Source organism: Actinomyces respiraculi, assembly GCF_014595995.2.
Classification (GTDB): domain Bacteria; phylum Actinomycetota; class Actinomycetes; order Actinomycetales; family Actinomycetaceae; genus Actinomyces; species Actinomyces respiraculi.
In genome coordinates, this window is record NZ_CP063989.1 from 2,687,958 (window position 1) to 2,713,305 (window position 25,348).

23 protein-coding genes and 1 pseudogene are annotated in these 25,348 nt (G+C 69.7%); 14 read left to right on the top strand and 10 right to left on the bottom strand.

Annotated features, from left to right (window positions below):
• Positions 1-248 precede the first annotated feature (248 nt).
• Entirely contained in the window at positions 249-1,325 is a 1,077-nt protein-coding gene (locus ID810_RS11185; protein WP_166858402.1) for a LacI family DNA-binding transcriptional regulator, read from the bottom strand.
• A gap of 175 nt (positions 1,326-1,500) precedes the next feature.
• Here ID810_RS11185 and ID810_RS11190 point away from each other — a divergent pair, with 175 nt between their 5' ends.
• The 7 genes from ID810_RS11190 to ID810_RS11220 all read left to right on the top strand — a co-directional run bounded on the left by ID810_RS11190 (position 1,501) and on the right by ID810_RS11220 (position 8,501).
• Entirely contained in the window at positions 1,501-1,863 is a 363-nt protein-coding gene (locus ID810_RS11190; RefSeq protein ID WP_166858400.1) for an L-rhamnose mutarotase, read from the top strand.
• 40 nt (positions 1,864-1,903) lie between these two features.
• Positions 1,904-3,193 (top strand): MFS transporter, encoded by a 1,290-nt coding sequence (locus ID810_RS11195; protein WP_166858398.1) that lies wholly within the window; start codon positions 1,904-1,906, stop codon positions 3,191-3,193.
• An 80-nt stretch (positions 3,194-3,273) separates the two neighbouring features.
• Positions 3,274-4,458: an L-rhamnose isomerase gene (gene rhaI / locus ID810_RS11200; protein WP_166858396.1), complete on the top strand. Its 1,185-nt coding sequence runs from the start codon at positions 3,274-3,276 to the stop codon at positions 4,456-4,458.
• Between the two features lie 162 nt (positions 4,459-4,620).
• Positions 4,621-6,132 carry a rhamnulokinase gene (locus ID810_RS11205; protein ID WP_166858394.1) on the top strand — a complete coding sequence of 504 codons (1,512 nt, stop codon included), beginning with the start codon at positions 4,621-4,623 and terminating at the stop codon, positions 6,130-6,132.
• A gap of 18 nt (positions 6,133-6,150) precedes the next feature.
• Complete coding sequence (locus ID810_RS11210) at positions 6,151-6,294, top strand: hypothetical protein (protein WP_166858392.1); 144 nt, start codon at positions 6,151-6,153, stop codon at positions 6,292-6,294.
• 51 nt (positions 6,295-6,345) lie between these two features.
• Positions 6,346-7,173 carry a class II aldolase/adducin family protein gene (locus tag ID810_RS11215; protein ID WP_166858390.1) on the top strand — a complete coding sequence of 276 codons (828 nt, stop codon included), beginning with the start codon at positions 6,346-6,348 and terminating at the stop codon, positions 7,171-7,173.
• A gap of 1,178 nt (positions 7,174-8,351) precedes the next feature.
• On the top strand, positions 8,352-8,501 hold the full coding sequence (locus tag ID810_RS11220; protein WP_166858388.1) for a hypothetical protein: 150 nt from the start codon (positions 8,352-8,354) through the stop codon (positions 8,499-8,501).
• A 360-nt stretch (positions 8,502-8,861) separates the two neighbouring features.
• Here the strand turns inward: ID810_RS11220 and ID810_RS11225 are convergent, their stop codons facing one another.
• The 4 genes from ID810_RS11225 to ID810_RS11240 form a co-directional block, all read right to left on the bottom strand.
• Positions 8,862-9,107, bottom strand: coding sequence for a zeta toxin family protein (locus ID810_RS11225; protein WP_166858386.1), 246 nt, complete (start codon positions 9,105-9,107; stop codon positions 8,862-8,864).
• Positions 9,107-9,400 carry a hypothetical protein gene (locus ID810_RS11230; RefSeq protein ID WP_166858384.1) on the bottom strand — a complete coding sequence of 98 codons (294 nt, stop codon included), beginning with the start codon at positions 9,398-9,400 and terminating at the stop codon, positions 9,107-9,109. The genes ID810_RS11225 and ID810_RS11230 overlap by 1 nt, the downstream gene beginning before the upstream one ends.
• Before the next feature lie 86 nt (positions 9,401-9,486).
• Complete coding sequence (locus tag ID810_RS11235; protein WP_166858382.1) at positions 9,487-10,797, bottom strand: glycoside hydrolase family 1 protein; 1,311 nt, start codon at positions 10,795-10,797, stop codon at positions 9,487-9,489.
• A 14-nt stretch (positions 10,798-10,811) separates the two neighbouring features.
• Positions 10,812-12,113 (bottom strand): MFS transporter, encoded by a 1,302-nt coding sequence (locus ID810_RS11240; protein ID WP_166858380.1) that lies wholly within the window; start codon positions 12,111-12,113, stop codon positions 10,812-10,814.
• Between the two features lie 173 nt (positions 12,114-12,286).
• Here ID810_RS11240 and ID810_RS11245 point away from each other — a divergent pair, with 173 nt between their 5' ends.
• From ID810_RS11245 to ID810_RS11260, 4 genes are all read left to right on the top strand, one after another.
• The gene (locus tag ID810_RS11245; protein WP_166858377.1) at positions 12,287-12,889 is read left to right on the top strand and encodes a TetR/AcrR family transcriptional regulator; all 603 of its coding nucleotides are present in this window, start codon (positions 12,287-12,289) and stop codon (positions 12,887-12,889) included.
• A gap of 116 nt (positions 12,890-13,005) precedes the next feature.
• Positions 13,006-15,936, top strand: a complete 2,931-nt coding sequence (locus ID810_RS11250) for an alpha-L-rhamnosidase (RefSeq protein WP_166858375.1) — start codon at positions 13,006-13,008, stop codon at positions 15,934-15,936.
• 214 nt (positions 15,937-16,150) lie between these two features.
• Positions 16,151-17,581, top strand: a complete 1,431-nt coding sequence (locus ID810_RS11255; protein ID WP_166858373.1) for an MFS transporter — start codon at positions 16,151-16,153, stop codon at positions 17,579-17,581.
• On the top strand, positions 17,578-19,242 hold the full coding sequence (locus ID810_RS11260) for a carboxylesterase/lipase family protein (protein ID WP_166858371.1): 1,665 nt from the start codon (positions 17,578-17,580) through the stop codon (positions 19,240-19,242). Before ID810_RS11255 ends, ID810_RS11260 begins: the two co-directional genes overlap by 4 nt.
• Positions 19,243-19,588: 346 nt before the next feature.
• On the opposite strand, the gene ID810_RS11265 is transcribed toward ID810_RS11260, so the two are convergent.
• From ID810_RS11265 to ID810_RS11275, 3 genes are read right to left on the bottom strand one after another with little or no spacing between them, the layout of a single operon-like run.
• The gene (locus tag ID810_RS11265) at positions 19,589-20,179 is read right to left on the bottom strand and encodes a recombinase family protein (protein ID WP_166858369.1); all 591 of its coding nucleotides are present in this window, start codon (positions 20,177-20,179) and stop codon (positions 19,589-19,591) included.
• Between the two features lie 4 nt (positions 20,180-20,183).
• Positions 20,184-20,966 (bottom strand): Fic/DOC family protein, encoded by a 783-nt coding sequence (locus ID810_RS11270; protein ID WP_196781504.1) that lies wholly within the window; start codon positions 20,964-20,966, stop codon positions 20,184-20,186.
• Positions 20,959-21,156 carry an antitoxin VbhA family protein gene (locus ID810_RS11275; RefSeq protein WP_166858367.1) on the bottom strand — a complete coding sequence of 66 codons (198 nt, stop codon included), beginning with the start codon at positions 21,154-21,156 and terminating at the stop codon, positions 20,959-20,961. The genes ID810_RS11270 and ID810_RS11275 overlap by 8 nt, the downstream gene beginning before the upstream one ends.
• Before the next feature lie 712 nt (positions 21,157-21,868).
• Between ID810_RS11275 and ID810_RS12695 the strand changes: the two genes are divergently transcribed.
• From ID810_RS12695 to ID810_RS11290, 3 genes and pseudogenes are all read left to right on the top strand, one after another.
• The gene (locus tag ID810_RS12695) at positions 21,869-21,997 is read left to right on the top strand and encodes a glycoside hydrolase family 43 protein (protein WP_166858365.1); all 129 of its coding nucleotides are present in this window, start codon (positions 21,869-21,871) and stop codon (positions 21,995-21,997) included.
• Between the two features lie 167 nt (positions 21,998-22,164).
• Positions 22,165-22,716 (top strand): annotated as a pseudogene (locus ID810_RS12575) (family 43 glycosylhydrolase).
• 2 nt (positions 22,717-22,718) lie between these two features.
• Positions 22,719-23,153, top strand: coding sequence for a DUF2218 domain-containing protein (locus ID810_RS11290; RefSeq protein ID WP_166858427.1), 435 nt, complete (start codon positions 22,719-22,721; stop codon positions 23,151-23,153).
• Positions 23,154-23,199: 46 nt separating this feature from the next.
• On the opposite strand, the gene ID810_RS11295 is transcribed toward ID810_RS11290, so the two are convergent.
• Together ID810_RS11295 and ID810_RS11300 are read right to left on the bottom strand one after the other, a co-directional pair.
• Positions 23,200-24,675 (bottom strand): MFS transporter, encoded by a 1,476-nt coding sequence (locus ID810_RS11295; RefSeq protein ID WP_166858360.1) that lies wholly within the window; start codon positions 24,673-24,675, stop codon positions 23,200-23,202.
• A 144-nt stretch (positions 24,676-24,819) separates the two neighbouring features.
• Positions 24,820-25,314 (bottom strand): CarD family transcriptional regulator, encoded by a 495-nt coding sequence (locus ID810_RS11300; RefSeq protein WP_166858358.1) that lies wholly within the window; start codon positions 25,312-25,314, stop codon positions 24,820-24,822.
• Positions 25,315-25,348: the final 34 nt, after the last annotated feature.

Sequence of the window (25,348 nt, forward strand, 5' to 3'; positions counted from 1 at the left end):
GACGTTCTCACGTCGTTCGGCTCCCATGTGCATGGGCAAGGTCCATGCACATGGGAGCCTCAGAGACGGATTCCGACCACAGGACTCAATCCGCGGAATACCAACGAAAAGTCCGAATCGGTCAAATCACACCAGTCACATGAGCGTGCAGCCCCCACCCAGCACCCAGGGGCCAGGCACTCATCGCCGAACTCGGGGCCGACATCGCCACCAAAGCCCACCCCGCAGTCGCAGGGCGAGCACGTACGTCACCGGCCGAGCGTGGACTCGCGCACGACGAGCTCGGGCGGGAAGACGACGTGCGCAACTGAGCCACCGTCGGCGAGCAGGAGGTCGGCCGCGGCCCGACCGATCTCCGCCAGCGGCTGGCGCACGCTCGTCAGCGGGGTGATGAGCTCGGAGGCGACGGACACGTCGTCGTACCCGACGATGGCGACGTCGCCCGGGATGCTCAGGCCCCTCTCGCGCAGCACGCGCATGGCACCGATCGCGATCTGGTCGTTGGCACAGAAGAGGGCCGACGGTGGCCGCGCGTCATCCAGCAGCACCCGAACCCCGGCCGCACCGGCAGCCGCGGTGTATCCGACGCCGTCGGCGACGGCCTCCACCTCGATAAGGCAGTCGGCCAGGTCAAGCCCGGCCTCGGTCAGGGCCCGGACGACGCCGTCGCGCCGGTCGACCGACTGACGGACGGTGAGGGGCCCGTTGATGAGGCCGATGCGCCGGTGGCCGAGCGACAGCAGGTGCTCGATGGCGGCCCGGGCGCCTGCGACATCGTCGCCGGAGACGGTGGATATCTCGGCGGAGATCGGCGGGTGGTCCATGAGGACGACGCGGATGCCGCGTCCGCCGAGCACGGCAAGGTTGCCCAGCGTGGAGGCGGAGGGAGTGACGATGACGCCGTGCACGTCCATGGAGGCGAGCAGGGCCATGAGCTCGCGCTCGCGCTCGGGGTCCGAGTCCGTGGAGGCGATCATGGGCAGGCGCCTGCTCTCGCGCAGGCGATCCTCAATGCCGCGGGCAGCCTCAGTGAAGAAGGGGTTGGAGATGTCGTGGACGAGGACGCCGACGAGGGAGGAGCCGCCGCGGCGCAGGCGGCGGGCAGTCTCGGAGCGGACGAAGCCGAGCTCGTCAATGGCGCTCTCCACACGCTCCCGGGTGGCGCCGGCGACACGCTCGGGGTGGTTGAGCACGTGGGAGACCGTGCCCACGCTCACTCCGGCGAGGGCGGCGACATCTCGCACAGAGGGGCGAGGTGTTGCCGGAGCGCCCTTGGGGGCGGTGTGTGCGTCCTTCGCGGGTGTGCCCGCGCTCGCAGCGTCCATCATGAGCCTCCTGACCACGGGGCTGTCACAGCCGCCATGCTAGGGCCCGCCCTGTCCTCGCCGTCGGCGCCACGAGGGTGGAGCGGCCCCACCACCCCCTTGTGAAACGCTTCAAACCGTCCTACAGTGCGCCTTGAATCGTTTAAACACCTTCTGCTCCACGGACAAGGACGTCATGAGCACCACCACCCTGTCAGCCCAGCTGACCTCCACCACCCAGGCCTCACCACAGCGCTGCTGCTTCCTGCTGCACGTACGCCCCGAGCGACTCACCGAGTACGTCGAGATCCACCAGCGTGTGTGGCAGGAGATGCGTCAAGCCCTGACCGACTGCGGCTGGCGCCACTACTCCCTGTTCCTGCGCCCCGAGGACGGGCTCGTCGTCGGCTACTTCGAGGCCGACGACACCGCGGCCGCGATGGACGCCATGTCCGCCCAGGAGGTCAACACCCGCTGGCAGGCCGAGATGGCCCAGTACTTCGTCCAACCCGACGGCGGCGCCGCCGAGGTCCTGCACCAGTACTTCTACCTCGCCTGAGGCGTCCCCGCCCCACCCCCACGACCCGAGGAGTTCAGCCATGGCTCGCACGCCACTGACCGGCTGGAAGGCCACCGCAGCCGTCTCGATGTCCAACTACATCGACTCCGGCTCCATCATCGCCATCGCCACATCACTCGTCTTCTGGAAGGAGGCCTACTTCCCTCAGGACGACGGGACGATCGCCGGGCTCCTGGCCGCCTTCAGCGCCAATGCCTTCGGCGCCGCGATCGGCGCCCTCATCGGCGGCCCCCTGTGCGACAAGTACGGACGCAAGTTCATCTACACCTACGACCTGCTGCTCTACGCACTGGGTGGGCTCATCGTCGTCTTCACCGCGAACCTGCCGATGCTCTTCGTCGGCTTCATCGTCGTCGGCCTGGCGGTGGGGGCCTCCGTGCCCGCGGGCTGGACGTACATCGCCGAGTTCGCCCCCACCGACCAGCGCGGCAAGCACATCGGGGCCACCCAGCTGGCCTGGTCCTTCGGGCCCTTCATCGGATTCGGCCTGGCCTCCGCCCTCACCCCCCTGGGGCTGCTCGGCTCGCGCCTGATCTTCGCCCACCTCGTCGTCATCGCCCTCATCACCTGGTGGATCCGCCGTGGCCTGGAGGAGTCCGAGACCTGGGAGAACGCCAAGGGCGGCGCCACCGCCAAGCCGCCGTCGATGTGGGAGGCCTTCCGCAAGCTGCTGTCGCGTCGCGTCAACATCACCGCCCTGGTCTTCCTGGCCGTCATCTACACCTGCTGGAACCAGGCGGCCAGCCAGAACGGCATCTTCCTGCCCACAATCCTGGACTCGATGGGCTACGAGACTCTGCAGACCAACCTGTTCTCCATGCTCTCGTGGGGCTTCGTCATCGTCTCCACCCTGGTCTTCATGCACATCGTGGACCGTGTCCCCTACCGCTGGCACTACCTCGGGGGCGGCGCTCTGGCGATCATGTCCTGGGTCGTGCTTGTCTTCGGTCCCTCGGACGCGGCCTGGACGGCCTTCGGCTACACCATCATCTGGGGTCTGTCGGCGGGTCCCTCCGCCCAGGCCTTCTACTCGGTGTGGTCCCCCGAGCTGTTCGCCACCCCCTACCGCTCGGGCGCCCAGGGCATCGTCTTCTTCATCGTGCGGCTGGCCTCCGGGTGCATCTCGCTCGTCTTCCCGGTCATTCTGGCCCGACCGAACGGGCTCATGATCGACGGGCTCATCCTCATCGGCTTCCTCGTCATCGCCACGATCGTGGGCACCATCGGCGCACCGCGCACCCAGGGCAAGTCCCTGGAGGACATCGAGCTGGAGCGCTACGGCGAGCGCATCACCAACGAGAACGCCTGAGCGCGTCGGGCCGCTCACACCATCCATCCACCGTCCGCACCACCCGCTGCACACCTCGACCACGCAGAACGGAGAACCTCATGCCCACCCCCACTCTCGCCGACCTCAGCCCTGAGGCCCGCAGCCTCCTCGAAACCCAGTCCATCGAACTGCCCAGCTGGGCCTTCGGCAACTCCGGCACGCGCTTTCGCGTCTTCACCACCGCGGGCGTGCCCCGAAACCCCTTCGAGAAGATCGACGACGTCGCCGAGGTCCACCGCCTCACCGGCGTCACCCCGCGCATCTCCCTGCACATCCCGTGGGACACGGTCGACGACTACGACGCGCTACGCCGCCACGCCGAGGACCAGGGCATCACCATCGGCACGATCAACTCCAACGTCTTCCAGGACGAGGACTACAAGCTCGGCTCTCTCACCAACTCCGACGAGCGCATCCGCGCCAAGGCCATCGCCCACCACCTCGAGTGCATCGACATCATGCGCGCCACCGGCGCCCCCGCCCTCAAGATCTGGCTCGCCGACGGCACGAACTACCCGGGCCAGGACTCCATCCGTGAGCGCCAGGACCGCCTGGCCGACTCCCTCACGCAGATCTACTCCCACCTGGGCCCGGACCAGCAACTGGTCCTGGAGTACAAGTTCTTCGAGCCGGCCTTTTACCACACCGACGTGCCGGACTGGGGCACCGCCCTCGTGCACTGCCTCGCGCTGGGCGGGCGGGCGAAGGTCGTCCTCGACACCGGCCACCACGCCCCGGGCACGAACATCGAGTTCATCGTCGCCCAGCTCCTGCGCCTGGGCCGCCTGGGCGCTTTCGACTTCAACTCGCGCTTCTACGCCGACGACGACCTCATCGTCGGTGCGGCGGACCCGTACCAGCTCTTCCGCATCATGAACGAGATCGTCTCGGCCGGGGCACTGGCCCCCGACTCGGGCGTCAACTTCATGCTCGACCAGTGCCACAACCTCGAGGAGAAGATCCCCGGTGAGATCCGCTCGGCGACCAACGTCCAGGAGGCCACCGCCAAGGCGCTGCTCGTGGACCGCGAGGCGCTGCGGGCGGCGCAAACCGCTGGTGACGTCCTGGGCGCCAACGACGTCCTCACCGAGGCCTTCAGCACCGACGTGCGCCCGCTGCTCGCCGAGCTGCGCGAGTCCCAGGGCCTGCCCGCGGACCCGATGAGGGCCTTCCTCGACTCCGGTTACCTCGAGCGGGTGCGCGTCGAGCGCGTGGGCGGTGACGCCGCAGGCTGGGGCGCCTGACCCCGTCTGCTGAGGGCCGACGGCGGCCGGTGCACTCCGCCCCACCACCGCCGTCACCCGGTCCACCAGCCGCCGAACGCGTCCGGCCGCCCGGCCCCACCACCGCCGTCGGCCCCCACTGCCCCAACCCGACCACCGCCACAGCAGAGACAGGACCACCTCATGACCGCCCCCCTCCACGTCGCCGCCGTCGACCTCGGCGCGTCCTCCGGACGGGTCATGGTCGGCACTCTCGACGCCGGCAGGATCACCCTGACCGAGACGCGACGCTTCGCCAACGGCGTCATCCCCCTGCCCACCATGCAGGGCGAGCGCCTGTACTGGGACGTGCTGCACCTGTGGAACGAGGTCCGTGAGGGGCTGCTCGCCTCCGTGCGCGACGTCGGCCCCCTGTCCGCCATCGGGGTGGACACCTGGGCGGTCGACTACGGCCTGGTGCGCGACTCTGGCGTGCTCGCCGGGCAGGTGGCCGCCTACCGATCCGAGCGCACCAAGGGCGTGCCCGCCGAGCTCTTCGCGCGCATCCCCGCTAAGGACGTGTACGCCGTCAACGGACTGCAGGTACAGGACTTCAACACGGTCTTCCAGCTCATCGCCGAGGCGCGCGACGGCGCTCTGCCGCCCGGCGCCACCGACCGGCGCATGCTCCTCCTGCCCGACCTGCTGTGCTCCTGGCTCACGGGACGCCAGGTCGCCGAGGTCACCAACGCCTCGACCACCGGCCTGGTGGACGCGCGCACCCGCACCTGGTCCCAGCCCCTCATCGCCCGCCTGCGTCAGGAGATGGGGGTGGACGTCTGCGGCATCCTGCCCGACCTCGTCGAGCCGGGCACACTCATCGGCACGGTCCGCCCGGAAGTGCTGGACCTCTTCGGTCCGGACGGTCGGCCGACGCCGGTCATCGCCGTCGGCAGCCACGACACGGCCTCCGCCGTGGCGGCCGTGCCCGCCGAGGGCCGCGACTTCGCCTACGTCTCCTGCGGGACCTGGTCCCTGGTGGGCCTGGAGCTGGACGCCCCGGTGCTCACCGAGGCCTCGCGCGCGGCCAATTTCACCAACGAGCTCGGTGTGGACGGCACGGTCCGCTACCTCAAGAACGTCATGGGCCTGTGGGTCCTCAACGAGGCCGTGCGTACCTGGAGGCAGCAGGGCCTGGAGGTGTCCTGGGCCCAGATCGACGCCGAGGCCGCTGCCGCCGAGCCGCTGCGCACAGTGGTGGACATTAACGACGACGCCTTCTACGCGCCCGGGGACATGGCGGCGCGGATCGACGCCTGGGCGCGCGCCACCGGCCAGCCGCTGCCAGGCGGCATCGGACAGTACGTGCGCTGCGTCAACGAGTCCCTGGCGCTGGCCTACCGCCGGGCGGTGCGCGAGGCCTCGGCGCTGTCGGGGCACGAGGTGCGGGTCCTGCACATGGTGGGCGGGGGCACCGCCAACTCGCTGCTGTGCCAGATGGCGGCGGACGCGACCGGCCTGACGGTCCTCGCGGGCCCAAAGGAGGGCACGGCCCTGGGCAATATGGTCGTTGCCGCCCGTGGCGCGGGGCTCATCGAGGGCGACCTGTCCGAGCTGCGCAGCCTCGTGCGTGCCTCCAGCGAGATCACCACCTACACGCCCGCCCCGTGCTCGGCCGCCGCCTGGGACGCCGCCGAGCAGCGGATCCTCAGTTGAGATCGGGAGGATCCTGACATGAGCGCACCCGTGAACCCGCAGCCCGCCGCCACGCGCGACGGCGTCGCCCTGACACCCCTGGCAGGCGGCTTCCTGAGCCCGTACCGCGAGCGCCTGCACCTCATCGAGCGCTTCACTGCCCGCCTGCGCCACACGTCATGAGCACCCCACCCCGCTGAGCACCCCACCCCGATCAAGGAGTCACGAGAACTGATGAGCACTGACCTGAGCCTCGACGAGGTCCTCACCCAGATGGGCGCTGCCGGGCGCCGCCTCGACCACATGGGCGCCGTGGAGGCCGGCGCTGGCAACATCTCCGTGTCGATCGCCAAGGGCGCTGAGGAGCTGGGGCTGGCCGGACGCTTCCCGCAGGCCCACCCGGGTACCGAGCTGCCACTGCCCGCCCCGGCCCTGGCGGGCCGGACGGTCCTCGTCACCGGCTCGGGCTGCCGCCTGCGCGACGTGGCGCAGTCGCCCGAGGCGAACGTGTCCGCCTTCGTCGTCGACGAGGGGGGACTGACGGGCACGTGGTACACGCACCCGGCCAAGGCCTACGCGCGACCCACGAGCGAGTTCAACTCGCACCTGGCCGTCCACAACGACCAGGTCGCCATGCGCGGCGTCGACTTCCAGGCCGTCATCCACGCGCAGCCGCCCTACCTCGTCCAGCTGAGCCACATCAAGGAGCTCCGCTCGACCACCGCGTTCAACCGCCGGATCCTGCGGTGGGAGCCGGAGACGATCGTTCAGCTGCCCCAGGGCATCGAGGTCCTCGACTTCATGGTGCCCGGTGGCCAGGAGCTCATGGAGAACAATGTGCGGGCGCTGCGCGACCACGTCATCGTCCTGTGGTCCAAGCACGGGATCATGGTGCGCTCTGACGTCTCGCCGCTGGCGGCGGTGGACAAGGCGGAGTACGCGGAGACGGGCGCCATGTACGAGGTGCGCAACATCCAGTCGGGGGGCCTGGGTGAGGGTGTGACCGACGACGAGCTGCGCGCCGTCATCACGGCCTTCGGAGTGGAGACGGACCTCGTCTGACGCACCGACAACGATCGCGCGCACCGCCGCCCAGATGTGGAGATCTGGGCGGCGGTGCGCGTGTGGGCGCGTGCGCCGTGCTAGTTGGCGGGGGCTGTGGCCAGTGTCCACGGCGCGGACATGACCGGCCCGGAGGCTCGACCCGCCGACAGGAAACGGCGCAATTCCGCCAATCTCGCCGACGGTGTCGACGGTGGTCACGGTTCATGTCCGCCGCGTGGACACCAGCGGCGCGCGACCGGCGGCTGTGCCCGTCCATGCCCGTGGGACGACGACCTGACGGGCCCGAGGGGGCAGCCCCTGGCGTGGGGCCCCTATCCTCCCGGCCATCGCAGTCGGCCAGGTGAAGCCGGGCAGCCCCCCTGGCGTGGGGCCCCTATGTGGTGTGTCAAGCGGCAGCGGGTGGCTCGTCCGGGACCCCTGTCGGTCACCTCCATCCTCTGCCTCGTCCCCCCCCGTCGTCGATCTCGTTCGAGGGCCGTCGATCTCGTTCGCGAACCGTTGATCTCGTTCCCTCAACGAACGAGATCAACGTACGGGGAACGAGATCAACCCGCGGGGAACGAGATCAACCGCCTGTCAACGAGATCAACCCGACGCGCGCCGAGTCCGGTCGCAGGCGCGGGGATCGCGCGACCTGCCGGAGCGGGGCGGACTGCGAGAGCGGGAGCGCGCGCACGGGCGCGGGGGGCCCGCGGCCGAGGCCACCCAGGTGGTCACGACCCCTGGCAGTCCCCCGGCGCGAGAGGTGTCCTGACCCGACCCAGCTCCGCGAGCGCATCCTCGTTGGCAGTCCCCCGGCGCGAGAAGTGTCCACGTCGCGGACATGACCGGCCCGGAGGCTCAACTTGCCGACAGGAAACGGTGCAATTCCGCCAATCTCGCCGGCGGTGTCGACGGTGGTCGCGGTTGATGTCCGCCGCGTGGGCACCACACCTCACAGCGACCTTTACCAATATGTTCTACTTCATAGCCTCCGACATTGCTTCCCTACCGATCGGTCAATAATCTGGGCGTGTCGGGAGGAACAGGGACAGACCCCACCGATCGACACGAACAGGACGCACCGCACCACGGAAGGAGGGACAGCACATGATCTTCGACATCGACCTCATGATCCGCGCCGCCGCTGCGCGCGAGCTCGAGGCTGAGCGTGCCTTCGAGGCCGAGCAGCAGAAGTGAGCCGTGCCGGCCGCACGGCAGACCGGCCCACTCAGACAGCACTCAACCGAGAGGAACCCGACATGTTCTTCGAACTCATCGCTCAGACCGCCGCCGCCTTCAACGCCCGCGAGGAGCTCCTCTTCGCCGCGGGCGAGGTGCAGTAGGACTGACCGTCGCCGCCTGACGGACCTCAGGCGCGCCACCCGGGACCCACCCCGGCCGCTCTCAGGGCGAGGACAACGATGTCCTCGCCCTTCTTGCTGCCCGGCCCCCAGACCCCTGGCGCGCACCAGGGTCGCCCGCACCTGCCCCGCCGCCCGCCGTCGACCCAACCCCGACGTCCGCCGTCGCCCCGACCCCCGGCCCAGCCCGTCCGGGCCTGGGGGACGGCGGTGACGATGACAGGACCCTCGTCCGTCTGGCCGAGCGATCCCGTCACCGCGATCGGTTGGGTCGGTCACGGCGCCGAGGCGGTCGCTCACGGCCGGACTGATCCGCTTGACGCACCTGTGCATCTCGCTCCGTCATGCGTCCGAGGAGCGCGAGAGCACCGGGTAGTCGGGGTGGAACTGCCGCAGGTCATCGCCGATGACTTCGACGAGGCTCTCGCCAGGGTAGAACTCGCGTAGCGCCGCACCAATCGCGCGCGTCTTCCCGGCACCCGGCTGAGCCCCCACCGACAGCAGCACCTGCGACGACGACGGAGAGCACCCACCGAACAGCCGGGCGCATGCTCGGTTCCACGCCCTCCGCTTGGTCGCCTCGTCCATCACGCAGCTGCCGACGCAGGCCTGGCAGAACGTGCGTGCCGTAGCAGCTGAAGCGTGCGGTCCCACTGCTTCATCGTTGCCACGATCATCGCGCGATCATCCGGGTTCACGGCCTGCCGCTCTTGTTGAAGCAGGCGTCCCTGCTCGTCCCAGAACTCCAGCGCCTCTGCATCGCCCGCGTCCTCGGCCGCATACGCCAGAGACACGTACTCACCACCGAGCCGGGTAGCGCACTCGTAGAACACGTCGTAGAGGACCGACAGCTCCGTCGTCGACCAGTCCTTGTCGCTCATCCCAGAACCCTCCTTACCCGCCGTCGAGCGTACACGCGTCGCACCCCGCAGCTGAGCCCGGCCGGGGCGCTCGTCTCAGCTCCGGCTCAGGCGAGTACGGCCCCGTTGCTGCGGGCGATCTCGCCGAGCACGCGCGCGGACTCCTTGAGGGTGCGCTCCTGGGTGACGCGGTCCACGGCGATGATCCCGAACTTGGGGCCGTAGCCGAAGATCCACTCGAAGTTGTCCATGGCGGACCAACACATGTAGCCGCCCACGGGGATGCCGTCGCTCACGCACTTGCCGACCTCGGCGATGGCGGTGCGCAGGAAGTCGACGCGCTGGGCGTCGTCGGCGGTGTTGAGACCGTTCTCGGTGACGATGATCGGCACCTTGACGGTGTCCCAGGCCTGGCGGATAACCGCGCCGATAGCCCAGGGCCAGATCTCCTCGCCCTGGGGGTTGAGGAGCGAGCCCTCGGGGGCGGGCGCGGGGCCGTCGGGGCCGAGCAGGGTGCGGTTGTAGGTCTGGATGCCGACGAAGTCGTCGCCCTCGCTCACGCGCAGGTAGCGCAGGTTGTTTTCCTCGATCAGCCTCGCCACGCGCTCCTCGCCGCCGGGAGCGGCGTGGAAGTCGGAGTTGGCCAGGGTCCAGCCCACGCGCATCGTCGGCTTGACAGCCTTGATGGCGGCAACGGCTGCCTTGTGGGCGGCGCACTTGACCTCGAAGGACTTCTCGGTGGCGCTCAGCTGGAAGCCTGCGACCTGCTCGGCGGGAATGCCGAGCGCGCGGCCGGCGCCGACCCACGTGGGATTCTTGACGCGGTCGGCGGGGTCCTTCTCGGCCAGGCCGAGCTCGCCCAGGAGGATGGCGAGGTTGGGCTCGTTCATCGTGCAGGCGGTCTCGAAGAGATCGCCCAGCTCCTGGGTGACCCGGCGTGCGAAACGGGCGAAGAGGGCGGGGGTCTCGTCGGACTCCCAGCCGCCCTTGGCGATGAGCCACTGCGGCGAGGTGAAGTGGTGGTAGGTGACGAGCGGGGTCAGGCCGTGCTCGTGGCAGGCGCGCAGCATGTCGCGGTAGTGCTCGATGGCGACGGCGGAGAACTCGCCCTCGGCGGGCTCAATGCGGCTCCACTCCAGGGAGAAGCGGTAGGCGTTGAGGCCCAGCGAGGCGAGCAGGGCAATGTCCTCGCGGTAGCGGTGGTAGTGGTCGCAGGCGTCCGCGGAGGACTCCTTGTACATCGTGGGCGTCACGTGCTCGTAGAGCCAGACGTCGTTGCCCACGTTGCCGCCCTCAACCTGGTGGGAGGCGGTGGCCGTGCCCCACAGGAAGTCCTCGGGGAAGGTGACGGGGACGTCGGCGGTGCCGAGCGGGTCGGTGGCGGTGGTGTTGGACAGCACCCGGGTGGAGTTGGTCATGAGGTTCTCCTGTCTCACTTGACGCCGCGCACGAGGGGCATGAGGAGGGCGCCGACCACGCACAGGACGGCCGCCACGCCCCACAGGAGCGGGTAGTTGTCGGAGGCCGGGCCGAGCAGGGTCGGGGCGATGGCAGGTACGAGGACGTTACCAAGGTTGAGGGCCAGGCCGAAGACGGCCATGTCCTTGCCCGCGTCGGCCTCGTTGGGCAGTACCTTGGCGCACAGGGCGAGGTCGACGGTGAGGTACATGGGCTGGCCAATGGCGAAGATCATCCAGGCGATGGTGAAGCCGGTGATGGTGGTGGACGTGGCGGCGACGACGAGGCCCACGCTCATGATGACGGCGGCCAGGGCGACCAGGGGACGGAGCATGCCGAGCTTGTCGGAGATCCAGCCGGAGCCGGTGAACACGAGGATGGAGACCGGCGCGCTCATGAGGGACAGGCGCCCGGCCATGGCACCGGCGTCGGAGGGGGTCATGTGGAGCCGGATGATGAGGTACAGGACGAAGAAGCTGAGGAAGGCGGCCATGCCGGCACCGGCGAGGAAGCGGGAGAGCCAGACGAGACCGAAGTTGGGGTGCTTGACCGGGTTGACGAACATGTGGGCGAACATGTCGAGGGTGCCGCCCTGGGGGATCTCCTCACGGTCGTGGCGCGGGTCCTTGTAGAGGACGAGCAGCGGCAGGGCGCAGATGATGGCGAGGACCGGAGGCACGGTCATGAGCAGGACGGTGGAGATGTCGACGAGGGCTCCGGCGATGTAGGCGCCGGCACTCATGGCCAGCGCGCCGCACAGACCCATGACGCCCATGATGCGCCCGCGCATGTTGCCGGGCACGCCCTCGACGGGGATGACGGAGTAGGCGTTGAAGCCGGCCTGGGCGGAGGCGATGCCGATGATGTAGGCGGCGATGATGACGACGGAGCTCGTCGTGTTGCCGATGACGAAGAAGCTCAGGAGGGCGACGAGGTAGCCGCCGACGATCCAGGGGCGGCGGCGCCCGAAGCGCGAGAGGGTGCGGTCGCTCAGGGCTCCGACGATGGGCACGACGACGAGCATGAGCAGGGCGGACAGGGAGGTGGCCCGGGAGAAGACGAGGGTGGCGAGCTCCTCGTTGATGACGCTCAGGCGCAGCTGGAGGGCCGTGCCCATGCCCATCATCATGATGTAGCCGCCGATGGCGGCAACGAGTACGAGCCAGATGGTTGTGCGGGGGTTGCCGAACTTGCGGGTGATGGCCTCGAGCTCGGCGGCGTCGAGGTCCGTCTGGTCGGGTTCGGCTCCGGTGGTGGTGTCAGTGGGTGCGCTCATCGTTCGTCCTTGAGATGAGGTCCGACGGCGACGTCGGCGTGGGTGGATCACGGTGCGGTCCGTGCGTGGTCCCGTCACCATAACCAGAACGTGCACCATATTGGACGAGATCTGTCTCACATCCAAGATGGTGCACGTTTGCGCCGCTAGGCTTCCGTCGAAAGGGAGGCGCCATGACCACCAGCCCTGTCCCCCCACCCGATGGCCGCACTCGCTACGCCAACGGGGGACGCCGTCGTGCCGAGATCGTCGAGGCCGCCTCCGCCGTCTTCGCGGAGCAGGGCTTCCAGAACCTCTCCATGCGTCAGATCGCCGACGCCATCGGCGTGAGTCACACGCTCCTACGCCACCACTTCGGACGTAAGGAGGCGATCCTCGAGGCCGTCCTTACCCGCCGCGAGGAGATCGACCAGCAGTGGCGCACCTCGCTGCTCCAGGAGCACAGCGCGCTCGACGCCATCTCGCTCACCATGGCCCGCAATGCCACAACCCCCGGCCTCATCCAGCTCGACGCCCTCATGCACGCCGAGGCCGTCAACCCCGAGCACCCGGCCCACGACTATGTCGTCGGCCTTGCCCAGCGCTTCCGCGCCCAGCTGATCGCGGACCTGCGCGCCGAGCAGGAGGCCGGTCGCGTGCGCGCCGACGTCGACGTCGAGGCGGCAGCCCTGTGCCTGGCCTGCCTCATCGAGGGCGTCCAGCTCGAGTGGCTGCTCGACCGCTCAGTGGACATGGCGGCCGTCGTCGGCTTCTTCGTCGACCACCTACGCGCCTGAGCGTCGGCACGACAACGTCCCCCACCCCGCTCGCACCGTTGACGGAATCTCCCCAATGGCCGTAACGTCACCCGCACACCGCCACTGAATCGGTTCAACGACGATCCGGAGACCCCGTGACCACCAACGCGCTGCCCACGGCTACCCTGCTCACCGAAGCCGCACCCCAGCCGCACGACGCCGTCGGCCCCCTCAGCGCCCCCGTGCGCCTGCGCGCCGACCACCACCGCGCCGGTGCCACCGTCCTGGGCGGCACCGGCGCCACCCCCGCCCTGTCCTGGGAGATGCCCACCGCGCCTGCCGGCTGGGAGCAGGCCGCCGCCGAGATCGAGGTGACCCACGGACCCGTCGGCGGCCCGACGATCACCGAATCCGTCGTCCTCGACGGCCCCTCCACCCTCTTCAGCCCCTGGCCTCTGACCCCCCTCGCCTCCCGCGAGCGCGCCACCTGGCGCGTGCGCGTCACCGGCACCGACGGCACCGTCTCCGACTGGTCGGCCCCCGCCGTCGTCGAGACCGGCCTGCTCGAGCGCTCCGACTGGAGCGCCAGGCCCATCACCGCCCCCGGCAACACCCGCACCGACCCCGCCCCCGTCCTCGTACGCCGCCTCACCGTCCCCGAGGGCACCACCGCCGCCCGTCTGCACCTGACGGCAGGTGGCACATACGAGGCTTTCATCGACGGCGTCAAGGTCGGCACCGACGAGCTGGCCCCCGGCTGGACCGAGTACCGCGACCGCCTCCTCGTCCAGACCCACGACGTCACCACCGCCCTGACCCCGGGCGAGCACGAGGTCGCCGTCGTCCTGGGTAACGGGTGGTACCGAGGCCACCTCACCTGGGCCAAGCGCGAGGCGGTCTACGGTGACCGGCTCTGGCTCCTCGCCCAACTCGAGCTCACCGGGCCCGACGGCACCACCACCGTCGGCACCGACGAGCGGTGGACCTGGCGCCCCTCGAACGTCAGCGCCAACGACCTCTACGACGGCCAGGACGTGGACCTGCGTCTGCCCGCGCTCGGCTCGGCCGACGCCGAAGCGCAGGTCGAGCTCCTGCCCCTGCCCGAGCAGGCGCTCGAGCCCACGACCCTTCAGATGCCGACCGTCATCGGCGAGGTCAGGCCCGTCGAGGTCATCACCACACCCTCGGGCCGCACGGTCCTCGACCTGGGCCAGAACCTCACCGGCCACGTGCGCCTGACGGTGACCGGCGAGGCCGGCACGGTCCTCACGCTGCGCCACGCCGAGGTCCTCGAGCGCGGCGAGATGGGCATGCGCCCGCTGCGCGGGGCGGCCTGCACTGACCGGGTGACGCTGTCCGGCGGTCACGACGTCGTCGCCTTCACCCTCACCCAGCACGGCTTCCGCTACGTCGAGGTGGACGGCTTCCCCGGCGACGGCGAGACCCTGGCCCAGGCGGTCACCGCCCGGGTCGTCTCCTCCGGCATGGAGCGGGCCGCCTGGTTCGACTCCTCCCACGCCCTGGTCAACAGGCTCGTGGAGAATACGCGCTGGTCCACCATCGACAACTTCATCACCGTTCCCACGGACTGCCCGCAGCGCGACGAGCGCCTGGGCTGGACCGGTGACATCGGCGCCTTCGCCCCAACCTCCCTGTCCCTCTACGACGCCGCTGGCTTCCTCGCCTCCTGGGCGAAGGACCTCGCCTGGGCGCAGACGCCCGACGGCGCCATGCCCGTCGTCTCCCCGGACGTCCTGGGGGGCACGAAGCTCACCTGCGCCTGGGGCGACGCCATCACATTGGTGCCATGGGCCGCCTACGAGGCGACCGGCGATCCGGCGCTGCTCGCATCCACGGTCGAGGCCATGGCCCGCTTCGTCGACGGCGTCGCGGCCGTCGCCGGGCCCTCGCGCCTGTGGCGCGGCGGCTTCCAGTTCGGCGACTGGCTCGACCCGGACGCCGCACCCGATAACCCGGCCGACGCCAAGGCGGACCCCGACGTCGTCGCCACCGCCTACTTCGCACGCAGCGCGGCGATCACCGCCCGCGCCTTCGCCGTCCTGGGCGAGGCCGGGCGCGCCGCCCACTACGAGGCTCTGTCCGCCCAGGTGCGCCGGGCCTACCTGGACGCCTATGTCACGACGGACGGGCTCATGCTCTCCGACTGCGCCACCGTCTACGCCCAGGCCCTGGCGTGGGACCTGCTCGACACGCCGCGGCGCGTGGCCGGGGCGGGCCAGCGGCTGGCCGACCTTGTACGCCTGCGCTCCTTCCGCATCTCGACGGGCTTCGTCGGCACGCCGCTCGTGCCGGCCGCGCTCGTCAAGGGCGGCCAGGCGGCAACGGCCGTGCGCCTGGTGCTGGAGAGGCAGTGCCCGAGCTGGCTCTACCCGGTGACGATGGGGGCGACGACGATCTGGGAGCGCTGGGACTCCATGCTGCCCACCGGGGAGATCAACCCCGGTGAGATGACCTCCTTCAACCACTACGCACTGGGTGCCGTCACCCAGTGGCTCATCACGGATCTGGCGGGACTGGCCGTGGCCGCGCCGGGCGGGACGGCACTGCGGGTCGCGCCCGTCGTCGGACACGGCTTCAGCCACGCCTCGGTGGTGCGCCGCCTGCCCGTGGGCACGGCGCGCGTGGAGTGGGCGCTGGACGGGGACCGGCTGGAGGTGCGCGTGGAGGTCCCGGTGGGCGCACGCGCCGAGCTGGCCCTGCCGGGTGCCGAGCCCGAGACGGTGGGTCACGGTCGCCACGAGCGCACGGTCACGGTCCCGGCCGAGGTACTGGGCCGCTCCGGCGCCCCGGTCATGACGGTGCGTGACCTCATCGACGACGAGGAGGCCTGGACGCGGTGCGTCGAGGCGGCGGCCGGCACGCACGGCGCCTACATGGAGGACCCGGCGGCAACCCTCACCCGGTTCCTCACGAAGGAGCTGGACACGACGGCGAGGATCGTGCCCGGAGCGGCGACGATGTACGGCTTCATCCCGGGGATGGAGGAGACGGCGGCCGCGCTCACCGCCGTCATTGACGAGGTGGCCCCGCAGGCTGCAGAGGTCCCGGCGGCCCAGCGCGGCTGAGCCCGCAACTGCTGCCCCCTGAGGTTTCATGCTGAGACCTGACCGGAAACCTCAGGGCTCGACGGGGGACCCGCGATTATGAGGACTTGAGACCCTTCCCATTTTATCGACCGGCACATATGTTGGCGGGGTCGCGCATCAACGAGGACGCGCGCCCGCCCGGGCAGACCACACGCCCCCTCCCCCACGGCGCCACTGGGCAAAGGAGTTCAGCATGTCAGCACCCGTCACACCCCCCACCGGTGGCAGCCCGGACATCGAGGAGCCCTCACGCCCCGGCACCTCGATGAAGTACCTCGGCGGCCGCCCCTACCGCCAGTACCTCATCGCCTACATCATCGCCGGCGCCTTCCTCTTCATGAACTACTCGGCGCTGCCCTCGATCCTCCTGCCCAACCAGATCCAGACGATCGAGTTCCAACACTTCTTCTCCGCCTACCCGCAGGTGACGGCCGAGGTGCTTCAGCAGTTGTCCGGCGGCACCTACACGGGCGCCGACGCCGCCGAGCTCACCGAGGTCTACCACCAGTACAACGCCGCCCGCGCCGCCTCGATGTCCCTTGTGGCCTCCATCGGCACCTTCTTCACGATGTTCGCCCAGCCGATCGTCGGCGTCGTCTCCGACCGCTGGCGCTCGCGCTGGGGCCGTCGCTCCTTCTGGATCGCCTTCGGCGGCTTCGCCGGAGCCATCATGATGATCGCGATGCGCTTCTCGACGACCGTCGGCATGATCGCCGTCACCTGGGTCATCGCGCAGATCCTTCTCAACGTCATGCAGGCTCCCCTGACCACCACCGTCGCGGACCGCATCAAGGAGGACAAGCTCGCCACCGTCTCCGCCATCGCCGGCATGGGCACGATGGGCGGCGCGATGCTCGGCTCGATCATCGCCGGCAACGCCTTCAACGCCATCGGGTTGGACGCCTACTACATCTTCGTCGTCCTGACAGTCTTCGGCGCGGCCGTCTTCGTCCTCATGGCCAAGGATCGCTCCTCCCTCGACCTCGCGCTGCCGCCATTCAGCTGGAAGGACTTCCTCATCGGCTTCACCGTCGCACTGCGCGACGCCGACTACCGCTGGGTGTGGCTCGCCCGCTTCATCTTCTTCCTCGGCGCGACACTGACGACCACCTTCTCGCTCTTCGTCCTGCAGTCCTACATCCAGCCCGCGCTCACGCAGGCCGAGGCCAACACCTACGCCCCCTTGCTCAGCCTGTGCACCCTGCCCGGCATGCTCATCTCGATGATCGTCTCCGGCAAGCTCTCGGACCGCATCGGCAAGCGCAAGATCTTCGTCATCGGCTCCACCGTCGCCGCGATGGGCCTCCTGCTCCTGCCGATCTTCTGGCCCACGCTGCCCTCGCTGTTCATCCAGACCACCCTCAACGGCTTCGCCCTCGGCGCCTTCATGACGGTTGACCAGGCCCTGTTCATCGACGTCCTGCCGGACAAGGACGCCGCCGGCCGTGACCTCGGCGTCGCCAACGTCGCCACAAACATCGGCCAGACCCTCGCCCCGGTGCTCGCCGGCGTCATCGTCGCCCAGATCGTCGGCCCCGCCGGCTACCGCGCGGTCTACATCGCCGCCTTCATCTGCATGCTCATCGCAGCCCTGGCCATCGTCCCGGTGAGGAAGGTCAGATGACGTCCTCCGCACGCCCCACCAGCGCCGTCGGCCCCACCGGGCACGTCGCCTCCACCCCCATCGCCGTCCCCACCGGGCAGGCGGGCCCCGTCGTCGTCGCCCCCGCCGGGGCCGTGCGCGGGGTGTGGCGCACCGTCCCCTCAGCCACCGGCAGGGCGGGTGCCCACCCCCGCTCAGCTGCCTTCTACGCCATCCCCTACGCCGAGGACCCGGTCGGGGACCTGCGCCTGCTCGCCCCCGTGCGCCGGGCCGTGTGGACGGGGGTGCGCGACGCCGTCGTCCCCGGCCCCACCCCACAACGGCGCCCCTTCGGGGAGACGACGGCGATCCCCGAGCCGAGCGTGCCCGGCCGGGGGGTCCTCAACCTCAACGTCTTCACCCCCGCGCCCGGAGCGCCCGGCACCCCCGAGGGGCCTGAGGCTCCCCTGCCGGTCCTCGTGTGGATCCACGGCGGCGGCTTCTACGCGGGCAGCCCGTCCAGCCCGTATTACGACGGCGCCGCCTTCAACCGCGACGGCGTCGTCACCGTCAGCGTCTCCTACCGCCTCGGCTTCGACGGCTTCGGTTGGGTGCCGGACTCCGACGCCCCCGTCAACCGCGGCACCCGTGACCAGGTGACGGCCCTGGAGTGGGTGCGTGAGAACATCGCCGCCTTCGGTGGGGACCCGGGCCGGGTGACGGTGGCGGGCCAGAGCGCCGGAGGGGCCAGTGCGATGTCGCTGCTCTCGGTGCCCCGGGCCCGCGGACTCGTCCACGGTCTCATCTGCGAGTCGGGCGGAACGACGGCGGCCACGGTTGCCGACGCCCGCACCGTCGCCGAGCGCGGTGCCCAGATCGCAGGCATCGCCCCGACACTGGCGGGCTGGCGCTCGCTGACCGAGGAGCAGGTGCTCGACACCGCCGCGGCCCTCGGCCGGGAGTTCCCGCTCTTCGACATCTCGCTCGACCTGTCCCGCTTCACTCACCTGCCAGACAAGATGTCGCGGACCTTCATGCCGGTGGTCGACGGCGAGGTCATCACCACCTCGACCTTCGAGGCCGTGCGCCACGGGCACAGCGCGGACCTGCCGCTGCTGACCGGCGGGGTGCGCCACGAGATGACGGGGCTCGGCCCCGTTCTGGCTGACGAGATCGGTGGGCACAGCGCCCGCGACCTGCTCACCGAGGCGGGCCTGGCGCCGGAGCTCATCGACTGCTTCTACGCCGAGTACCCCGAGCTGGCGCACAGCGAGCCGCTCCTGGTCGGCCAGGTCATCTCCAACGGCCTGTTCCACCTGCCGATGCTCCAGTGGACGCGCCTGCGCGGCGAGGACCCGCTGGCGGCCGGGCGCACGTGGCTCTACGACTTCTCCTGGCCCTCGACCCTGCCTGCGCCGGCCGGGGGCCTGGCGGGCCACTGCATGGAGGTGCCCTTCGTCTTCGACTGCCTGGCCCACCCGCATGCCGACGGCGTCCAGGGGCCGGGGCGCCCGCAGTCGCTGGCGGACCGGGTGCACGCCGACTGGGTGGCCTTCATCCGCGACGGCGACCCCGGCTGGCAGCCCTGGGCAGCCGACGGCGTGGGCCGCGTGTACGGGCCGGCCGAGGACCGTGGGGGCTGGGTGGACCGGGAGGTCTACGCCCTCGAGCTCGCCATGCTCGCCGCGGATACGGAGCACTGAGCCGGGCACGCTGGCGACGCAGTGGAGCCCCCGTGGCCGCTGGCCCTCTGGCTCTCAGCGTCATTCACCGCGTTATACAGGCGTGGAGCGCCCGTGGCCGCTGGCCCTCTTCGCCGACTACGCGAGCGGGAACGACGCGACGCTCCGGCTGATTGGATCCACGTCCACACTCACTACAGGCCCCACTCAGCCTGCAACACCACACCACCCATCACCCGCTTGCCCAACCTCCCCAGCCAGGACACCTAGACCCATCACAGGGCGCGCCGGTCACACTTGAGCAGGCCCGCCCGCTCGTCGAGACCACATCCCCACCACAGAGCGCGCCGACGGGCAGGCGCCTAGCTCACATGGAGTGAGTCCGCTCTACGGGTTCCTCATCACGCTTGGCCAGCGCGCGGGCCACCGTCGATCGTCCGACTCCGAGCACTGCCGCGATGTGCGCGAAGCTCTTGCCTTCGCCGCGCATCTGCGCAGCAGCGGCGACACGCTCCGGAGTCATCACCGTGGGGCGGCCACCGACGCGCCCCTGGGCACGAGCGCGCTCCAGACCCCGCATCGTGTTCTGCCTGATCGCGTCGACACGCAGTTGAGCAAACACCGCAACGATGCCGAACAAAGCCCGCCCCATCGGCGTCGTGGTGTCGATATCCGGTTCGGTCAGACTCCGAATATTCACGCCGCGCTCAGCCAGGTCGTTGATGGTCTCAACGGCCATCTTCTCGCTGCCGGCAATGCGATCCAGCCGTCGCACCACGAGCGTGTCACCAGAGCGCAGGTAGTCCAGGCAGGCGACCCACTGCGGACGGTCCTTGACCCTGCTCGACTCCCCACGATCAACGAACACGCGCACCGCTCCCGCAGCGCGCAACTCGGCCTCCTGAGCCTCCGGATCCTGCTCACGAGCACTCACCCGCGCGTAGCCGACACAGGTCATCGACTCACTCCTGGTCCGTCGCTGCCAGGCCCTCGGCGGCTCTGCCCTGGCATGCGCATGGTGTGGTGAGTGCCTGCGGTGCGCTCGACAAGCCGTCCTGGGGCCGACGCGAGCCCTCGGTGGCACCGGTGGGGAACGACAGCCGGGTGCGCTCTGCCACGCGCCAGGCCGCGTCTCGTTCACTCTGCGGGGTTGCCTTGCTGACGATCTGATCGAACATCTCGCGCAGCGGCCCGAAGTCCCGCTGCTCGGACGCCGCCCGGCTCGCCTGGTCATTGGTCGCGCCGTGCACCTCGCGCCAATCGAGCTGCCAACCGGCGTCGCGTGCAACGCGGCTCCAAAACACCCGTTGTGTCCGGCCGTTGCCCTCGCGAAACGGGTGCACGTAGTTGAACTGGTCGTAGTGGTACGCCAGGCGGTCGATGAACTGCTCGCGGCTCATGCCGCACAGCTCGTTGTCAGCGCGCAGCTCTCCCACGGCGTAGTCGGCGGCGCGACCGATCATCGACACCGGAAGGAAGAACTGGGCTCCCTCCACATTCTTGCGAATATCGACCGTGCGCAGCTCCCCCGCCCAGTCGTAGACGTCCTGGAACAGATGGCGGTGAATTGCGCGCAACTCGGCAAGGTCGCCGGTCGGCTCCACCGGGCGATCCATAAGCTGCACCAAACGGGCAAACGAAAGGTCACCCTCGGCCTCATCGAGAGCGACCTTCGTCTGCGCGCCGATCTTGTTCCTCAGCAGACCCGTCTCAGGATCGAGATACGGGTCGACGAACTCAGTCAAGGCCATAGCGTGCGCGCGCGCGGGCCACCAGCTCATCAGAGTCGATGCGGCCAGCGACGTACTCCTGGGCGTCCTGACGACCAGCAGCCGTTACCGGCAGACCCTCCATCTCGCCACTGTGGATCGCCTCGGCCACGCGCAGCTCACGCTCGGCCGCAGTCGTCGCGATAGTTGACGTCCCGGTGTCCACGGATCCTCCTCTCGCTCGGCGATAAATCCATTCTAGCTGACTTCCCGAAAACGGCCTAGAGTTAGTTTTGGGCCGTATGGGTTTAGGTCCGGCGTGTCGCACTCTCGCCGCGCTCACGGCACGACGGCCCGGAAACGGTCGTTTTCGACCTCGCTGCCGCGCGCCCATCTACAGGCCCCTGGTCGGGCTTGGTGAGTGCGGCGGGCATGGTTGGTGTGGTCGGGCTTGGTGAGTGCGGCGGGCATGGTTGGTGTGGTCGGGCTTGGTGAGTGCGGCTGGCGTCCGTCGTGGCCCACAGAGGACTCGACTACTGCCGTTGATCTCGTTCCCCACAAGTCGATCTCGTTCCTTAACCGAACGAGGTCGAGCGCTGGCGAACGAGATGGACGGGCGAGGAACGAGATGGACGGGCGAGGAACGAGATGGACGGGCGAGGAACGAGATGGACGGGCGAGGAACGAGATGGACGGGCGAGGAACGAGATGGACGGGCGAGGAACGAGATGAACGGGCAGGGACCTGCGCCCGATGCCCCGGAAGAGGGGGTGGCGGCGGGTAGCGATCGCCGTGGATCGTGAGACCTTCACCCGTACCCCGAAGCCCCCTCGCCTGGCTCGGTGGCGTCGTGGCCGAGAACACCGCCAGCCTGGAGCCGCAGTCATCACCGCACGCGCCACCTTCCACTGCCCACCTGCCACGACAAGAACGACCCCATGCGCAACACCCTGCCCATCCTGCCGGGTTACTACCCCGCCCCCTCGGTCTGCCGCGTCGGGGACGCCTTCTGGCTCGTGAGCTCCAGCTTCGAGTCCCCCCGCCCTGCCGGTCCACCGATCCACTGACCTCGTCCACTGGGACCAGGTCGGCCACGTCTACGAGCGGCCTTCAGCCCTCCCCCTGCGGCTGGGCGACACACCTTCCATGGCACCTTCGCGCCGACGATCCGCCACCGCGCAGGCGTCTTCTACGCCGTCGTAACGAACATGGGCCAGGACCCCTGGGACAGCGGATCACCCGCACCACCGGCCCCGCCGCCGACTGGTCGGACCCGGTGCTCGCGCCCGACACCCCGGGCATCGACCCGGACCTGGTGTGGGACGAGGACGGCGTGTGGCACCTGTCCTGGCGAGCGGTTTCCTTCACCGACGGCACGGCGGTATCCACACTCATCACTGCGCCCATCGACCCAGACACCGGCCAGCGGCTGGGCGACGCCGTCGTCCTGTGGCAGGGCACCGGCGGCCGCGACGCCGAGGGACCGCACCTGTTGCGGCGGCGGGGCTGGTGATACCTCCTGCTGGCCGAGGGCGGCACGAGCCTGGGGCACATAGTGACGATGGCCCGCGCCCGCAGCCTTGAGGGTCCCTGGGAGACATGCCTCGCAATCCCCATCCTTACCCACCGCCCCACCGACCACCCGGTCCAGGTCACCGGGCACGCCGACCTCGTACCGCTCGATGCCGACGCCGAGCACCCCGATGGCGACTGGGACGGGCGGCTCCGCCGTCGGCGATCAGGTGCTGACGTCGACCCCAGGACTGAGGTAAGGATAACCTTATGACCATGACCTCCAGCGCCCCCAGCTCCAAGGCCTTTGACCGCCTGTCCGTCGCGCGCGTCGCCACGGACAGACCTGCCCGCTACGGCTGCCAGCTCGTAAGTCACATGAGCCGCAAGATCGAGGGGGCATGGGATGAGGCGTCCTCCACCGGATGGCTATCCTTCACCCGCGAGGGTCCGAGCACCGGCCTTGTCGCCCTGTCCTGTGACGAGGGCACGCTCGAGATGCGCCTGTCCACCACGGGCGATCACCTGGAGCGGCTCGAGCAGATCACCGGCATCCACCTGGCCCGCTTCGGCCAGCGCGAAGGCCTGGCAGTCTCCTGGGTTCGTGAGGACGGCACCGTCGGCACCACCCAGGGCCCGCTCACGGCCGAGGACATGGAGCGCATGCGCCGCGAGCGCGAGGCCCGTCAACGGGACGCCGGTCAGCGCTAGACCAGCCAGCACGAGGCCCATGACTGAAGCCGCCCACTGGACCGGGTCAGAGCTGCTCGTCGCCCAGGCTCGTGATGTGCCCCTTCGGGTCCGAGACCCGCAGCATGAGCAGCAGCCCGACGATGAGGACGACGACGATACCGAGAATGCCCCAGTACGGCGCGTTGTCGCCGACGACGCTGCGCCCGAGGGCGATGAAGGCGCCGTACATGGCCGGAGCCAGGAAGGACACGGCGCGGCCGGTCGTGGCGTAGAGGCCGAAGATCTCACCCTCGCGCCCCTCAGGGATGAGCCGGGCGAGGAAGGAGCGCGCCGCCGACTGGGCCGGGCCCACACAGCCGGACAGCACGAGGCCCAGGATCCAGAAGACGGTGGGGCCGCCGTCGTGCAGGAGGAAGGTCCCCACACCGGCGATGACGAGCAGGCCGAGCGCGCCGAGAATGACTTTGCGCGGGCCGAGGAGGTCATCCAGGCGCCCGCTGACGATCGTGGTGATGCCGGCGACCACGTTGGCCACAATGGCGAAGATGATGACGTCGCCGCTGGAGAAACCGAAGGTGTTCTGGGCGATGATGCCGCCGTAGGTGAAGACGCCGGCGAGGCCGTCGCGGAAGACAGCGGCGGCGAGCAGGAACCACAGCACCTCAGGGTGGCTGCGGTACAGGCCGACGAGCGTGCGCCACAGGCGTTTGTAGGACGCCCACAGGGACTCGCGGCGCACACGTCCGGGCTCGGTGGCCTCGGTCGGCTCCGACTCCAGCCCGGCGATGGCGCGCTCGGTGCCGCGCCGCTCAGCATCCGCCAGGGCCATACGGCGTCGGCGCGCCCGCACACCGGACTGGGTGATGAGCACAGGAATGGCGCTCAGGCCGAACCAGGCGGCGGCGATCAGCATGCCGACGCGGACATTGAGGCCGTTGTCGCTGGTGACACCGAACCAGCCGACCTCCGGGCTGATGAAGCCAACGTAGATGATGAGCAGTAGGACGATCCCACCGATGTAGCCCATGCCCCATCCCAGGCCGGAGACGGCGCCCACACGGTCCTTGGAGGCCAGCTGGGACAGGATGCCGTTGTAGTTGACACTCGCGAGCTCGAAGAAGACGTTGCCAACCCCGAGCAGGGTGATGCCGAACCACAGGTAGCCGGGCTCCGGCAGGACCAGGAACAGGGCGGCGCTGACGGCGACGACGACGGCGGTGTAGGCGCCCAGCCAGAAGACGGTGCGGCCGGCACGGTCCGAACGCTGCCCGGTCACGGGTGCGAGCAGGGCGATGAAGGCGCCGGCGATGGTCAGCCCGACGGACAGGGCGGCCTCGTTGTGTGCCGGGTCGCCGAAGGAGGAGCTGGTGAGGTAGACGGTGAAAACGAAGGTCGTGATGACCGCGTTGAATGCCGCCGAGCCCCAGTCCCACAGTCCCCAGGCGATGACGGGCCAGCTGAGCAGGCGGTTGCTGGGGACGGTACGGGGATCGGCGACGGCGCCGGTGGGCTCGGCGCCGCGCGGGGTAGTGAGGGTCATAGTTGTGAGCCTACGACCCGGTGCGACCTACGGCAGGCAAGGTCTGGGTGACGACGACGTCGTGCACGAATGCGGCCCGTCACACCTCACGGGTGTCACGGGCCATGCATGTGGGCTCGCCGTGCCGACGGCGCGTATCCGGGCTCAGGCGGCGGTGCCGGAGGCCAGGACCTCGTCGAGCTTGGTCTCGGCGGCATCCTCCTCCGTCTTCTCCGCCAGGGCCAACTCGGAGACGAGGATCTGGCGGGCCTTGGAGAGCATGCGCTTCTCACCGGCGGACAGGCCGCGGTCCGTGTCCCGGCGCGAGAGGTCTCGCACGACCTCGGCCACCTTGATGACGTCACCGGAGGCGATCTTCTCCTGGTTCGCCTTGAAGCGGCGCGACCAGTTGGTGGGCTCCTCGGTCAGGGGGGCGCGCAGCACATCGAAAACCCGCTCCAGACCGGCCTGGTCGACGACGTCGCGCACACCGATGAGCTCGACGCTCTCAGCGGGGACGAGGATCGTCAGGTCGCCCTGGGCGACCTCAAGCTGCAGGTAGGTCTTCTCCTCGCCGCGCACCTTGCGCTGGCGGATGTCGATGATCCTGGCTGCGCCGTGGTGGGGGTAGACGACGGTCTCGCCGACTTCGAAAGTCATAGGTGACGTCACTCCAGTCAGTGTTGAGAGAGCC

Coding starts and splice junctions, on each gene's coding strand:
- ID810_RS11185 (WP_166858402.1), bottom strand. CDS start 1,325: ATGGACGCTGCGAGCGCGGGCACACCCGCGAAGGACGCACACACCGCC.
- ID810_RS11190 (WP_166858400.1), top strand. CDS start 1,501: ATGAGCACCACCACCCTGTCAGCCCAGCTGACCTCCACCACCCAGGCC.
- ID810_RS11195 (WP_166858398.1), top strand. CDS start 1,904: ATGGCTCGCACGCCACTGACCGGCTGGAAGGCCACCGCAGCCGTCTCG.
- rhaI (WP_166858396.1), top strand. CDS start 3,274: ATGCCCACCCCCACTCTCGCCGACCTCAGCCCTGAGGCCCGCAGCCTC.
- ID810_RS11205 (WP_166858394.1), top strand. CDS start 4,621: ATGACCGCCCCCCTCCACGTCGCCGCCGTCGACCTCGGCGCGTCCTCC.
- ID810_RS11210 (WP_166858392.1), top strand. CDS start 6,151: ATGAGCGCACCCGTGAACCCGCAGCCCGCCGCCACGCGCGACGGCGTC.
- ID810_RS11215 (WP_166858390.1), top strand. CDS start 6,346: ATGAGCACTGACCTGAGCCTCGACGAGGTCCTCACCCAGATGGGCGCT.
- ID810_RS11225 (WP_166858386.1), bottom strand. CDS start 9,107: ATGGACGAGGCGACCAAGCGGAGGGCGTGGAACCGAGCATGCGCCCGG.
- ID810_RS11230 (WP_166858384.1), bottom strand. CDS start 9,400: ATGAGCGACAAGGACTGGTCGACGACGGAGCTGTCGGTCCTCTACGAC.
- ID810_RS11235 (WP_166858382.1), bottom strand. CDS start 10,797: ATGACCAACTCCACCCGGGTGCTGTCCAACACCACCGCCACCGACCCG.
- ID810_RS11240 (WP_166858380.1), bottom strand. CDS start 12,113: ATGAGCGCACCCACTGACACCACCACCGGAGCCGAACCCGACCAGACG.
- ID810_RS11245 (WP_166858377.1), top strand. CDS start 12,287: ATGACCACCAGCCCTGTCCCCCCACCCGATGGCCGCACTCGCTACGCC.
- ID810_RS11255 (WP_166858373.1), top strand. CDS start 16,151: ATGTCAGCACCCGTCACACCCCCCACCGGTGGCAGCCCGGACATCGAG.
- ID810_RS11260 (WP_166858371.1), top strand. CDS start 17,578: ATGACGTCCTCCGCACGCCCCACCAGCGCCGTCGGCCCCACCGGGCAC.
- ID810_RS11265 (WP_166858369.1), bottom strand. CDS start 20,179: ATGACCTGTGTCGGCTACGCGCGGGTGAGTGCTCGTGAGCAGGATCCG.
- ID810_RS12695 (WP_166858365.1), top strand. CDS start 21,869: ATGCGCAACACCCTGCCCATCCTGCCGGGTTACTACCCCGCCCCCTCG.
- ID810_RS11290 (WP_166858427.1), top strand. CDS start 22,719: ATGACCTCCAGCGCCCCCAGCTCCAAGGCCTTTGACCGCCTGTCCGTC.
- ID810_RS11295 (WP_166858360.1), bottom strand. CDS start 24,675: ATGACCCTCACTACCCCGCGCGGCGCCGAGCCCACCGGCGCCGTCGCC.
- ID810_RS11300 (WP_166858358.1), bottom strand. CDS start 25,314: ATGACTTTCGAAGTCGGCGAGACCGTCGTCTACCCCCACCACGGCGCA.